The sequence below is a fragment of the Klebsiella sp. NPDC088457 genome (genome assembly GCF_044900465.1).
Classification (GTDB): Bacteria; Pseudomonadota; Gammaproteobacteria; order Enterobacterales; family Enterobacteriaceae; genus Klebsiella.
On the sequence record NZ_JBJDNH010000011.1, the window covers coordinates 115498 to 128603 of the forward strand.

A 13106-nucleotide genomic window follows, 5' to 3' on the forward strand; every position below is an offset into this window, starting at 1 on the left:
AATGAGCCAGAGTCAGCACAACGTCTGCGCCAGTGTGGCAATCGCCTGCGCATCAAAACCGTGGTACTGGCGCATCCAGCCCCGGTCCGCCGCCGCCGCGTATTCGCCATCTGGGATCCCCAGCCGTTTCAGAGGGATGCCGACCCCCGCTTCCGCCAGCACCTCGGCCACCAGACTTCCCAGACCGCCATTCACGTTATGCTCTTCAACCGTAATCACCGCCTTGCTGCCCTTCAGCGCGGCGAGTAATGCTGCGGTATCACAAGGACGAATCGAAGGCACGCCAATCACCTTAGCCTGAATGCCTGATTCAGCCAGTGTTTGCGCAGCATCGACAATTTCATGCACCGTCGAGCCGGTGGCGACCAGCGCCAGATCATGGCCTTCACGCAGCACGGTTACCGCGCCGGGCACAAAACGATAGCTTTCATCGTACAGTTCCGGGAGCGCTTTACCATCAAGGCGGATATAAACAGGTCCCTGATACTGAATGGCATAGTCGATGATCTGCCGACATTCGCGCGGTGACGACGGCGCGTAAATCTGAATATTGCCAAACCCGCGCATGATCGCCAGGTCGTCAATCGAATGGTGGGTACTCGCCAGCGGGCCATAGCTGGCTCCCGCATTCAGACCAAATAATTTCACGTTGGTGTTGTTGTAACAAACATCGACTTTAATCTGTTCATTGGCGCGGGAAATTAAGAATGGTGCGGCGTTACAGGTCACCGCCACCTTCCCCCCCAGCGCCAGACCGGCCGCCATCCCCACCATACTTTGCTCAGCGATACCGACATTAACCAGACGGTCAGGAAAGTGTTTAATAAAAGGGGATATTTTCGCCGTCGAGGTTGAATCGGCGACAACCGGCACCAGATCAACACCGTTTTCGACGGCCTCAATAAACGCTTGAACCATCACGTTCGCCAGGTGTTCTGCATTACTCATCTTTCAGTTCCTCCAGTGCCAGTTCAATCTCCTCACCTTTCGGTACCCGGTGGTGCCATTCCGGACGCCCCTGGATAAAGGAGATACCGGCGCCTTTCGTGGTATGTGCAATAATGACGTTAGGTTTTCCTTCCTGCCGTAGCCCTTCTAGGGTTGCCACCACCGAGGCCATATTATTTCCCTGACACTCGGTTACGTTCATACCGAAGGCCTTCCATTTATCGGCGAGCGGATCGGTATTCATAATTTCGCGCGTTGGCCCGGCCAGCTGAAGATTGTTCTTGTCGTTGATAATAATAAGGTTATCAAGGCCATAATGCGCCGCAGCCAGCGCGGCTTCCCAGTTGCTCCCCTCTGCCAGTTCACCATCCCCGGTGATTAAAAAAATGCGGCGGGGGCTGTTGCTCTTTTTCGCCGCCAGCGCCAGCCCCACCGCAACAGGCAAACCATGGCCCAGCGCCCCGGTATTCAGCTCAATGCCGGGCGTTTTCTGGCGAACCGGGTGGCCAGGAAGATGAGAATTGGCGTGTTGATAGGTGCTCAACCAGTCCACCGGGAAGAAACCCGCCTCAGCCAGTACGCAGTAATAGCACCCCACCGCATGGCCTTTGGACTGGATATAAATATCACGCTCATCATCGGCAATGCGTTCCGGGGAAACATTTAACACGCGGAAGTACAGCGCGGTGAGTAGCTCCACCTGCGACAGGTCGGCACCGGTATGACCGCCAGCCGGGCTGTTGGCATTCAATCGGACAATGTGGCGGCGTACAGCGCGGGCCTGACGCTCAAGTGCCTGGACATCGTAGTTGTAGGGATTCATTTAATACCTCTGAATTTAATTTCAACTTGGAATATTTATTCCGTAAGGAACTAAAAAAACCAGACATCCCCTGGCAGGGCATCGTATGACTTGCGCCGCTGCACCAAACTCAGGAACATTCTGCCTCCTCACCATCAGGCATACCGGCGCCTGGATAATTTTTCAGTTGATCTGAAATCACAATGAATATATATTCAATGATGATTCTTTATTCAATTATGCCGCGACGAGGCTGTTTTTGTCCATAGCTGTTTTAGAGGATTGATAAAAGTTAGAGTCTCATCACACTTAACTGTCTTTTTTTTTCGCGTATGATAAAAACCTCTAACATAATGGCTGCACGTTAATGATTTTCGGGGATATATATGGCTAAGCAGGATGAACAACGGCTATTAGTTAAGATTGCCACTCTTTACTACCTTGAAGGACGAAAGCAGTCCGACATCGCTCAACTTCTCTCGCTTTCTCAGTCATTTGTCTCCCGCGCCATCACCCGTTGTCAAAAAGAAGGGGTCGTTAAAATTAGCGTGGTTCAGCCATCAAATATTTTCCTGAATCTTGAAAAAGGGATTGAGGATCGCTACGGCATTAAACAGGCCATCGTGGTGGATACCGAAGAAGATGCGAGCGATCACACCATCAAACGCGCCATTGGCTCCGCTGCGGCGCACTATCTGGAAACGCGATTACGGCCAAAAGATCTGATTGGCGTCTCTTCATGGAGCTCGACCATTCGGGCCATGGTCGACGAAGTCCACGCGCAGAGCCTGAAAGCCAACGGCGTGATCCAGCTGCTGGGCGGCGTCGGGCCGAATGGCAATGTGCAGGCGACAATTCTGACCCAGACCCTCGCCCAGCGCTTAAACTGCGAAGCGTGGCTGCTGCCTTCGCAAAGCATCGAAGGCTCCATGGAAGAGAAAAACCGTCTTGTCGCCAGCCATGATGTCGCCGATGTGATAGCGCGCTTTGATGAAGTCGATATCGCCATCGTCGGGATTGGTATCCTCGAACCTTCACAGCTACTGAAAACGTCAGGCAACTACTATCACGAAGATATGCTTCAGGTGCTGGCGGAGCGCGGCGCAGTGGGCGACATCTGCCTGCACTATTACGATAAAAACGGTCAGGCCGTGTTACGCGATGATGAAGATCCTGTTATCGGCATGGCGCTGGAGAAAGTCAAAAAATGTCCCAATGTCGTCGCCCTGGCTGGCGGTAGCGATAAAGTCGCCGCCATCAAAGGCGCCCTCTCCGGCGGTTATATTGACGTGTTAATTACCGACTACCCGACCGCCAGACTGCTCGTCACGGGCTGATTCCGCGGCAAAACGTCTTTTCTGCTGCCTTTGCGCTATCCCGATAAACGCAGAGGCACGTCAAATAAACTCTTATATTTCAATCTTATAAACCGCTAAAAAACGGCACTCCTTCAACATAAGCCCTGCATTTGTCGATCCTGATAAGTGTGATTGCCAGCACAATTGATAACTTTTCCTCTAGCCCCACGGAAGGTTTCTGGCTAAGGTATTAAATAAATAATCACTACCGAATATATATTCAGTGATTAAAAAAGTGATAACAGAATGTCACATTATGGCCTGCTAAGCAGCAATGCGATAACGAGGAAGTTCGCCTTTCCCGCAATGCCAGGACGAAGAGTGACTCAGGAGACGATCTAATGCTGGCAACACAGAAAGAGTTCATCATTGCGCTCGATGAAGGCACCACCAATGCCAAAGCGGTGGTACTTGACGGCCATGGCAACGTTATTGTGAAGTTTTCTCAACCCTTAGCGATTCAGACCCCCTGCGATGGCTGGGTAGAACAATCAGGGGAGGCGTTGATCGCGGCCTCGCTCAACGTGATTGCGCAGGCCATCAGCCACGTGGGCGCAGAAAATATTGCGGCGTTAGCCATCAGTAATCAACGTGAAACGGCAATCGGCTGGTATCGGCAGAGCGGCAAACCCATTAATGCCGCCATCACCTGGCAGTGTACCCGTAGCGCCAGCTTCTGTGAGGCGCTGCGCCGCGACCACAAAGAGCAGCACATTAAGGCCATCACCGGGCTGCCGATCGCCCCGTTATTTTCCGCCTCCAAAATGCGCTGGCTACTGGAGTCGGTCCCAGAAGGTCGCTCTCTGGCTGAGTGCGGGGAGATTTGTCTCGGCACCATCGATAGCTGGATCCTGTGGAATCTGACGCAGGGCGCCGCTTTTAGCTGTGACTATTCCAATGCCGCCCGAACGCAGCTGCTCAATTTGCATACCGGGCAGTGGGATGATGAGATGCTGGGGTTGTTTCAGATCCCGCGCGCCGCGCTGCCGGAAATTAAACCCTCCAGCGGTTTATTCGGCTACACCCGGGGGCTGGCCGCCATTCCTGATGGTATCCCGGTGATGGCGATGGTTGGCGATTCACACGCTGCGCTGTTTGGTCACGCCTTAGGGGAGCAAGGCTGCGTCAAGGCCACTTACGGAACGGGTTCCTCCGTCATGGCGCCGGTGAAATCAGCACAGTGCGATATCGATGCCCTGGCCACCACCATCGCATGGCATGATGGTGAAAGCCTCACTTACGGGCTGGAAGGCAATATCCCGCATACCGGCGACGCCGTAGCGTGGATGGCTGACAGTACCGGGTTAAGCGAACTTTCCGCCAGCGAGCTGGCCCACGAGCTCAACACCCTACCGGCCTCCGTCGACTCGACGCTGGGCGTCTATTTTGTGCCCGCGCTAACCGGGCTCGGCGCCCCGTGGTGGGACGATAGCGCACGCGGCGTCATTTGCGGTTTAAGTCGTGGGGTGAAGCGCGCCCACCTGATTCGCGCGGCGCTGGAATCAATCGCGTACCAGATAGCCGATGTGGTGGTCGCGATGCGTCAGCATGAGGATTTCAGCTTATCGGCGCTGATGGTGGATGGCGGACCGACAAAAAATGACTGGCTGATGCAATATCAGGCAGACCTGCTGGGTTGTCCGGTGATGCGCAGCGATGTCCCCGAGCTTTCTGCTATCGGCGCCGCCCTGCTGGCCCGTAAGGCCATCTATCCGGGCACGCTGATTGATTTAAAAGCCTTTTTAACCCCACACAGCGAATTCCGCCCCGATATGGCACGCCATCTGCGTTTACACAAGAGATGGCAGGAGTGGCGCTATGCAGTGGACAGAACATTATGGAAACCGGCGCCGTCCGCCTGACGTCCCACCAGGGATCCCATTGCGCGACGAACCTGAGTCATTCACTAAAGGAGGATTCCGGCCCATAACACTGATTTTCAGGCCTTGCGTTGTTTCACCGTACCCGACAATAACAACAGAGAGAGAACATTGTCATGAAATTACGTTTAACGCTTTTAACTGCTGCGACCCTGACCGCTTTTTCTTTTACCGCACAGGCGGTGGAAAAAGGGACCATTATGATTATGGTTAACTCGCTGGATAACCCCTATTACGCTTCTGAAGCCAAAGGTGCCAGCGAAAAAGCTAAACAGTTGGGATATAAAACGACCATTTTGTCACATGGCGAAGATGTAAAAAAACAGAACGAACTTATTGATACTGCCATCGGTAAAAAAGTTCAGGGAATTATTCTCGATAATGCTGACTCTACCGCCAGCGTCGCCGCCATTGAAAAAGCGAAGAACGCGGGAATTCCGGTTATCTTAATCAACAGGGAAATCCCGGTCGATGACGTGGCCCTTGAACAAATTACGCATAATAACTTCCAGGCCGGTTCGGAAGTCGCCAACGTATTTGTCGAGAAAATGGCGGAAAAAGGAAAGTATGCGGAACTGACCTGCAACCTTGCCGATAATAACTGCGTAACCCGTTCTAAATCCTTCCATCAGGTTATCGATCAGTATCCGGATATGGTCAGCGTCGCCAAACAGGATGCGAAAGGTACCCTCATCGACGGCAAACGTATTATGGATAGCATTCTGCAGGCTCATCCTGATGTCAAAGGGGTGATTTGCGGTAACGGTCCTGTCGCTCTTGGCGTCATCGCCGCGCTGAAAGCGGCGAACCGCAGTGATGTGGTCGTGGTGGGCATCGACGGCAGCAATGATGAGCGTGATGCCGTCAAAGCCGGAACGCTACAGGCTACGGTGATGCTGCAGGCCCAGGCCATCGCCGCACAAGGGGTTAACGACCTCGATAACTACCTGCAAAAAGGGGTAAAACCGGCGAAACAGCGCGTGATGTTCCGCGGCATCCTGATCACCAAAGATAACGCAGATAAAGTTCAGGACTTCAATATCAAATCCTGAGTTCGGGTTGTTGCGCCCCTGCGGGGGCGCAGAGGAGAGTCTCATGTATAAAAAAACCTGGCTGGCAGTGGCCGTTCTGGCACTCGGAGGCTGTCGTATTGTCTCTCAGCAAGAGCTGGCCGATCTTAAATCCCCGCCCAATCCGCACATGGCGCATATCGACCAGACGTGGCAGGAGAAAATCGTCCCGCAGGTCGTGGCGCAGGCCCGTCCCGCAGAGGAATTAATGACCGCCCTGCATGCGGCCAAAGATATCGATAGCGCTTGCAAAACCCTGGGCTATCGCGCTCAGGAAGAAAACCCATGCATCTTCTTCGTCAAAGTTGAAGGGCAGATTAATAAAATCGATGCCACCTCGCGCAGTGGAAAAATGACGATACAGGATCCCGCCGGCAGCAACATCGTGGTGCAAATTGGCCCAACGCTGCGCGGAACGCAATTACGCGACGGCTATAACGGTGCCAGCTATCAGGACTTTAACGATCAGGTACTGTTTGGTGAATATAGTCGGGCCATTAACCAGCAGGCGGTAAAAATGATCCACGCCGCGCAAATTAAATCCGGCGAAACGGTTCAGGTCTATGGCGTATTCTCCGCCTGGGATATCCCGCAAACCTTCCCTGACATTACCCCCGCGAAAATCGTTCGCCTGGGAGGACAATAAGATGCTGGCGCAAGAAATCGTCGCTCCTCAACCAGTCGAAGCTGAAGTTATTATCGAAACCCGTGGCTTATCTCGCGTTTATCCCGGCGTGATCGCCTTAGATAATGTCGATTACCGGGTCTATCGAAATAAAGTTAACGTTCTGATCGGAGAAAATGGTGCGGGCAAATCCACCATGATGAAAATGCTTGCTGGTGTCGAGTCCCCCTCCTCCGGAGAAATTATTCTGGATGGTTCCCCTGTTTCATTAAATTCTACCCATCAGGCAGAAAAACAGGGCATCAGTATTATTTTCCAGGAGCTGAATTTATTCCCCAACATGAACGTCATGGATAATATATTCATGGCTAATGAGTTTTTCCAGAACGGGAAAATCAACGAAAAATACCAGTATGAGTTAGCCAAAGCGCTGCTGCAAAGGCTGGAGCTTGATGTCGATCCTTATACCCCGCTCGGGGAACTCGGTATTGGCCACCAGCAGCTGGTTGAAATTGCACGCGCGCTGTCCAAAGACACGCGCGTCCTGATCATGGATGAGCCCACCTCTGCGCTCAGCCAGTCGGAAGTCAAAGTACTGTTTAACGTCATTGAACAGCTTAAACGTCGCGGCGTCACCATCATTTATATCTCCCATCGCCTGGAAGAGCTGATGGAAATTGGCGACCACATTACCATTTTCCGCGATGGCCGTTTCATCAGCGAACGTACCGTCAGCGAAGCCAGCATTCCCTGGATCATTGAACAAATGGTCGGCGACAAGAAAAAGCATTTCGACTACCGACCCGCCCCGAAAGGCGACCCCGTTCTGGCGGTGGCAGGACTGACCGCGCTTCATCATAGCGGAGGCTACAAACTTAATGACGTGACCTTCACCCTGTGTAAAGGGGAGGTGATCGGCATTTACGGTCTGCTGGGCGCCGGGCGCACCGAGCTGTTCAAAGGGCTGGTCGGCCTGATGCCCTGCCAAAATGGCGACATCCACCTCAACGGTGAAAATATTGCTCAGGCGCACTTTCAGGCGAGACTGAAAAAAGGGCTGGCGCTGGTTCCGGAGGACCGACAGGGTGAAGGCGTCGTACAGATGATGTCGATTCAATCCAACATGACGCTCTCTGACTTTAGCCTGCAAGGTTTTCGTCGCGCCTGGAAATGGCTGAATCCGCATAAAGAGCAGGCCAGCGTTAAAGAGATGATTCGCCAGCTCGCCATCAAGGTCAGCGATCCCGAGCTTCCCATCACCTCATTAAGCGGCGGCAACCAGCAAAAAGTGGTGCTGGGCAAAGCGTTAATGACGCAACCACAGGTCGTTTTCCTGGATGAGCCGACCCGCGGCATCGACGTCGGGGCGAAAACGGATGTCTATCACCTCATCGGCAAAATGGCTCATCAAGGGCTGGCGGTGATGTTCTCCTCTTCGGAGCTGGATGAAGTGATGGCTCTGGCAGATCGTATTTTGGTGATGGCCGATGGCCGTATTACCGCCGATTTACCGCGTCATGCGGTTACCCGCGAAAAATTGATCGCGGCTTCAACACCTCAAGATTAATCAGGCTGGAACCCATCATGAACCAGAAATATATGATTTATATGTACCTGCTGAAGGCCAGAACGTTTATCGCTCTGCTGCTGGTTGTTGCGTTCTTCAGCGTGATGGTACCCAACTTCCTGACCACGTCTAACCTGCTGATCATGACCCAGCACGTGGCGATTACCGGCCTGCTGGCCATTGGGATGACGCTGGTTATTCTGACCGGGGGTATCGATCTTTCGGTGGGCGCCGTAGCCGGGATCTGCGGCATGGTTGCCGGAGCGTTATTAACGAATGGTCTGCCTCTGTGGAACGGCAGCGTCATCTTTTTCAACGTTCCGGAAGTCATCCTGTGCGTCGCCATTTTTGGCGTGATTGTCGGTTTTATTAATGGCGCCGTCATCACCCGCTTTGGCGTGGCTCCTTTTATCTGCACCCTCGGCATGATGTACGTCGCCCGAGGCTCCGCCCTGCTGTTTAACGATGGGAGCACCTACCCCAATCTCAACGGCATGGAAGCGCTGGGCAATACCGGTTTCGCCACGCTGGGCTCCGGTACCGTACTGGGGATTTACCTGCCGATCTGGCTGATGATCGCCTTCCTCGTGCTGGGTTACTGGCTGACGACGAAGACCCCGCTGGGCCGCTATATCTACGCCATCGGCGGCAATGAATCCGCCGCCCGTCTGGCCGGCGTGCCGATTGTTAAGGCCAAGATCTTTGTTTATGCCTTCTCCGGGCTTTGCGCCGCTTTCGTCGGGCTGATTGTCGCCTCGCAGCTGCAAACCGCCCACCCGATGACCGGCAACATGTTCGAAATGGATGCGATCGGCGCCACCGTTCTTGGCGGCACCGCGCTGGCCGGCGGCCGTGGCCGGGTAACCGGTTCGATTATCGGCGCCTTCGTGATCGTCTTCCTCGCCGACGGCATGGTGATGATGGGCGTCAGCGATTTCTGGCAGATGGTGATCAAAGGCGTGGTTATCGTCACCGCCGTCGTCGTCGACCAGTTCCAGCAAAAGCTGCAGAACAAGGTCATCCTGATGCGCCGCCACGAAGAGAAGCTGGCCGCCATTCCACCGAACGGCGCCACCTCCAGCTAACGGCCTGACGCATTCACTTATTCCGCCGGGCCCTGGCGCCCGGCTTATCGAAAGGGAAAAAAACATGCAACGAGATTTCCATAACAAAACGGTTGTTATTACCGGCGCCTGCCGCGGTATCGGTGCGGGCATTGCAGAACGCTTCGCCCGCGATGGCGCCAATCTGGTCATGGTGTCCAACGCCGAACGGGTTCATGAAACCGCCGAAACGCTACGCCAGCGCTATCAGGCCGATATTTTGTCGCTGCAGGTCGATGTCACCCATGAAGCGCAGGTTCAGTCCCTCTATGCACAAGCCGCGGCCCGCTTTGGCACTATCGACGTCTCGATTCAAAACGCCGGCGTGATCACCATCGATTATTTCGATCGCATGCCGAAAGCGGATTTCGAAAAAGTGCTGGCGGTTAACACCACCGGCGTCTGGCTGTGCTGCCGGGAGGCGGCCAAATACATGGTTAAACAAAACCACGGGAGTTTGATCAATACCTCCTCCGGTCAGGGACGTCAGGGGTTTATCTATACCCCACATTACGCCGCCAGCAAGATGGGCGTGATCGGCATTACGCAAAGCCTCGCCCACGAGCTGGCGCCATGGAATATCACCGTTAATGCCTTCTGCCCCGGCATTATTGAAAGCGAAATGTGGGACTACAACGACCGCGTGTGGGGCGAAATTCTCAGCACCGAGCAGAAGCGCTACGGCAAAGGTGAGCTGATGGCGGAATGGGTTGAAGGCATACCGCTGAAACGGGCCGGTAAACCGCAAGATGTCGCCGGGCTGGTGGCCTTTCTCGCCTCTGACGATGCGCGCTATCTCACCGGGCAAACCATTAACATCGACGGCGGCTTAATTATGTCGTAATGCCCGCCAGGGTATTGACCACAAGAGTAATCACTATGATCGCAAAAGATTTTGCTCAGCAGCTGTTTAATCTGCAGGACCGCGTCGCCTTCGTCACCGGCGCCGGCAGCGGCATCGGCCAGACGATCGCTTACGGCCTTGCCAGCGCGGGCGCCCGGGTGGTGTGCTTTGATCTGCGCGAAGACGGCGGTCTCGCACAGACCGTCAGCAATATCGAGGCTATCGGCGGACAAGTCTGCCTGTACACCGGCGATGTACGCCAGCTCAGCGAGCTTCGCGCCGCCGTCGCGCTGGCTAAAAGTCGCTTTGGCCGTCTCGATATCGCCGTCAATGCCGCCGGCATCGCCAACGCCAACCCGGCGCTTGAAATGGAAACGGCGCAGTGGCAACGGGTTATTGATATCAATCTCACCGGCGTCTGGAACTCCTGTAAAGCGCAAGCGGAACTGATGCTGGAATCCGGCGGCGGCTCGATTATCAATATCGCTTCGATGTCCGGCATTATCGTTAACCGCGGGCTCGAACAGGCGCATTACAACAGCGCGAAAGCCGGCGTGATTCATCTTTCCAAAAGCCTGGCGATGGAGTGGGTAAGTAAAGGGATTCGCGTCAACTCCATCAGCCCGGGTTACACCGCCACGCCGATGAACACTCGCCCGGAGATGGTGCATCAGACCCGCGAGTTTGAAAGCCAGACCCCCATGCAGCGGATGGCGAAAGTGGAAGAGATGGCCGGCCCCGCGCTGTTTCTCGCCAGCGATGCGGCCTCATTTTGTACCGGGGTGGATTTGGTGGTCGACGGCGGATTTGTCTGCTGGTAATCGGCACTATCCTGACGGACGTACAAAAATGCGGAGGATCCTCCTCCGCATTTTTACTCTTGCCCGCCGGCATCCGACATTTCCCGGCGTTTTACCCCGTCGATTTAACCGGACCACGCCGTTTGCCGAAAAGCGTCAGTCTGGCTACATTCCCGGGAAGGTCACGCTGTTCCCCGGCGCTTCGCGGTGCAGGTGGATAAAGTTCAGGTGGCGCTCGTACTGGTCGAGAATATCGGTAATCACCTGCTCTTTGCTGTAGTCCATCAGGTCATTGCCCTGGCTGCCCTCCAGCAGGAACGTCTCCAGGCGATAGTAGGTCGACTTGCCGCTGCGCGCCCGATAGGTAAAGCCCGGAATCGAATACTGCTGCGGCCAGATTTGATAGACAAAGTTCTGTTCATCGCCCATATGCACCAGCAGATCGAGATGACCGAGATTATCCCCCTCTTCCGGCGGCAGGCTTTTCAGCTCGACGTAGGCGCCGCGCAGCTTCAGCTCCTGGGCAACCTCTTCCATCGCCGGGAAGCAGACCGTCTCCATCATCTGGCGGGTATAGCGCGTCCCCGGGTAGTTCATCAGTCGCGACAGACGCTTCTTCCAGCTCAGGCGATCCTGCACGCCGAGCGGACGCGGCGCGGTATCGCGGTTGGCGCTCTCGCGGCGATAATCTTCCACCTTCAGCGATTTATAAAGCCCGGCCATCACGAAGAAGATCACGAAACTGAACGGCAGCCCCATGATCACCGTGGTGTTCTGCAGCGCCGAAATACCGTTAGTCATCAGCATCCCGATAGTCAGCAGGCCGATCGCCACCGACCAGAAGATGCGCAGCCAGTTCGGCGCATCGCTGTTGATATCCTTGAGCTTCGAAGTGAAGTTCCCCAGCACCAGCGCGCCGGAGTCGGCAGAGGTCACGTAAAACAGCAGGCCGGTAATGGTGGCGACCGAGGCGCTGAAGGTAAACGCCGGATACTGCGCCAGCAGATTATAGAAGCCGCGCTCCGGGTGGGCCATCGCCTCTGCGGCAAAGGCGGCGTTGCCATGGATAATTTCATACAGCGCGCTGTTGCCGAACACCGACAGCCACAGCAGAGTGAAGGTAAACGGAATAATCAGCGTCCCCAGCACAAACTGACGAATGGTCCGCCCGCGCGAGATCCGCGCGAGGAACAGGCCGACAAACGGCGACCAGGCCACCCACCACGCCCAGAAGAACAGCGTCCAGTTGTTCATCCACTCCACCGGGCGGTCGAAGGCGAAGCTATTGAGCGTCATGCCCATAAAGCGGTTCACGTAGTCGCCGACGTTCAGCACCAGCGCGTTAAGCAGGAACTCGGTATCGCCCATAAACAGGACGAACAGAATCAGCCCCAGCGCCAGCACCACGTTCAGCTCGGAAAGAATACGAATCCCTTTATCGACGCCGGAGGTCACCGAGATGGTGGCGATGATCACCGACAGTACGATCAGCCCCGCCTTCGCTGCCAGCGAGTCCGGAATATCAAACAGCACGTTCAGGCCGTAATTGAGCTGCACCACGCCGATACCGAGGGTGGTGGCGATGCCAAAAATGGTGCCGATCACCGCCGCGATATCAACGCTATGGCCGATGGGTCCGTTAATCTTTTTACCGAAGATCGGATACAGCGCGGAACGGATGGTGAGCGGTAAATTATAACGATAGCTAAAGTATCCCAGCGCCATTCCCATCAGGGCATACATCGACCAGCCGGTCAGGCCGTAGTGGAACAGCGTCCAGACCATCGACTGGCGCGCGGCCTCCATCGTCTGCCCCGCCCCTTCCGGCGGCTGCATATACTGAGTGACCGGCTCGGCGACCGAGAAGAACATCAGGTCGATGCCGATACCGGCGGCGAACAGCATCGCCGCCCAGCTCAGGACGCTAAACTCCGGTTTCGAGTGCTCAGGCCCGAGCTTCACCGAACCGAAGCGCGAGCAGGCGATGCACACCACAAACACGATATACAGCGTCGCTGCCAGCAAATAATACCAGCCAAAAGTCTTCGAAACCCAGTTCAGGGTACGGCCAATCCAGGCCGCGGAAAAATCGCTGAAGAAGATAGTCAT

11 protein-coding genes are annotated in these 13106 nt (G+C 55.0%); 8 read left to right on the forward strand and 3 right to left on the reverse strand.

Annotated elements, in window-relative coordinates; genetic code table 11:
• Positions 1-12 precede the first annotated feature (12 nt).
• Both ACI2JR_RS09435 and ACI2JR_RS09440 read right to left on the reverse strand, forming a co-directional pair.
• On the reverse strand, positions 13-948 hold the full coding sequence (locus ACI2JR_RS09435; RefSeq protein ID WP_132728807.1) for a transketolase family protein: 936 nt from the start codon (positions 946-948) through the stop codon (positions 13-15).
• Positions 941-1771: a transketolase gene (locus ACI2JR_RS09440; RefSeq protein WP_132728806.1), complete on the reverse strand. Its 831-nt coding sequence runs from the start codon at positions 1769-1771 to the stop codon at positions 941-943. Before ACI2JR_RS09440 ends, ACI2JR_RS09435 begins: the two co-directional genes overlap by 8 nt.
• Before the next feature lie 365 nt (positions 1772-2136).
• Between ACI2JR_RS09440 and ACI2JR_RS09445 the strand changes: the two genes are divergently transcribed.
• From ACI2JR_RS09445 to ACI2JR_RS09480, 8 genes are all read left to right on the forward strand, one after another.
• Complete coding sequence (locus ACI2JR_RS09445) at positions 2137-3087, forward strand: sugar-binding transcriptional regulator (protein ID WP_132728805.1); 951 nt, start codon at positions 2137-2139, stop codon at positions 3085-3087.
• Positions 3088-3449: 362 nt separating this feature from the next.
• Positions 3450-4970, forward strand: a complete 1521-nt coding sequence (locus ACI2JR_RS09450; protein WP_462478396.1) for an FGGY family carbohydrate kinase — start codon at positions 3450-3452, stop codon at positions 4968-4970.
• A gap of 134 nt (positions 4971-5104) precedes the next feature.
• The gene (locus tag ACI2JR_RS09455) at positions 5105-6040 is read left to right on the forward strand and encodes a D-ribose ABC transporter substrate-binding protein (RefSeq protein ID WP_132728803.1); all 936 of its coding nucleotides are present in this window, start codon (positions 5105-5107) and stop codon (positions 6038-6040) included.
• Between the two features lie 43 nt (positions 6041-6083).
• Entirely contained in the window at positions 6084-6704 is a 621-nt protein-coding gene (locus ACI2JR_RS09460) for a DUF2291 family protein (protein ID WP_462478397.1), read from the forward strand.
• A gap of 1 nt (position 6705) precedes the next feature.
• Entirely contained in the window at positions 6706-8250 is a 1545-nt protein-coding gene (locus tag ACI2JR_RS09465; RefSeq protein WP_132728800.1) for a sugar ABC transporter ATP-binding protein, read from the forward strand.
• 17 nt (positions 8251-8267) lie between these two features.
• The gene (locus ACI2JR_RS09470) at positions 8268-9335 is read left to right on the forward strand and encodes an ABC transporter permease (RefSeq protein WP_462478398.1); all 1068 of its coding nucleotides are present in this window, start codon (positions 8268-8270) and stop codon (positions 9333-9335) included.
• 64 nt (positions 9336-9399) lie between these two features.
• Entirely contained in the window at positions 9400-10197 is a 798-nt protein-coding gene (locus ACI2JR_RS09475) for an SDR family oxidoreductase (RefSeq protein ID WP_132728796.1), read from the forward strand.
• 35 nt (positions 10198-10232) lie between these two features.
• Entirely contained in the window at positions 10233-11018 is a 786-nt protein-coding gene (locus tag ACI2JR_RS09480; protein WP_462478399.1) for an SDR family oxidoreductase, read from the forward strand.
• A gap of 144 nt (positions 11019-11162) precedes the next feature.
• Here the strand turns inward: ACI2JR_RS09480 and ACI2JR_RS09485 are convergent.
• On the reverse strand, positions 11163-13106 hold a 1944-nt coding region (locus ACI2JR_RS09485; RefSeq protein WP_462478400.1), incomplete at its 5' end, for a choline transporter.

Coding starts and splice junctions, on each gene's coding strand:
- ACI2JR_RS09450 (WP_462478396.1), top strand. CDS start 3,450: ATGCTGGCAACACAGAAAGAGTTCATCATTGCGCTCGATGAAGGCACC.
- ACI2JR_RS09445 (WP_132728805.1), top strand. CDS start 2,137: ATGGCTAAGCAGGATGAACAACGGCTATTAGTTAAGATTGCCACTCTT.
- ACI2JR_RS09465 (WP_132728800.1), top strand. CDS start 6,706: ATGCTGGCGCAAGAAATCGTCGCTCCTCAACCAGTCGAAGCTGAAGTT.
- ACI2JR_RS09460 (WP_462478397.1), top strand. CDS start 6,084: ATGTATAAAAAAACCTGGCTGGCAGTGGCCGTTCTGGCACTCGGAGGC.
- ACI2JR_RS09440 (WP_132728806.1), bottom strand. CDS start 1,771: ATGAATCCCTACAACTACGATGTCCAGGCACTTGAGCGTCAGGCCCGC.
- ACI2JR_RS09435 (WP_132728807.1), bottom strand. CDS start 948: ATGAGTAATGCAGAACACCTGGCGAACGTGATGGTTCAAGCGTTTATT.
- ACI2JR_RS09475 (WP_132728796.1), top strand. CDS start 9,400: ATGCAACGAGATTTCCATAACAAAACGGTTGTTATTACCGGCGCCTGC.
- ACI2JR_RS09480 (WP_462478399.1), top strand. CDS start 10,233: ATGATCGCAAAAGATTTTGCTCAGCAGCTGTTTAATCTGCAGGACCGC.
- ACI2JR_RS09470 (WP_462478398.1), top strand. CDS start 8,268: ATGAACCAGAAATATATGATTTATATGTACCTGCTGAAGGCCAGAACG.
- ACI2JR_RS09455 (WP_132728803.1), top strand. CDS start 5,105: ATGAAATTACGTTTAACGCTTTTAACTGCTGCGACCCTGACCGCTTTT.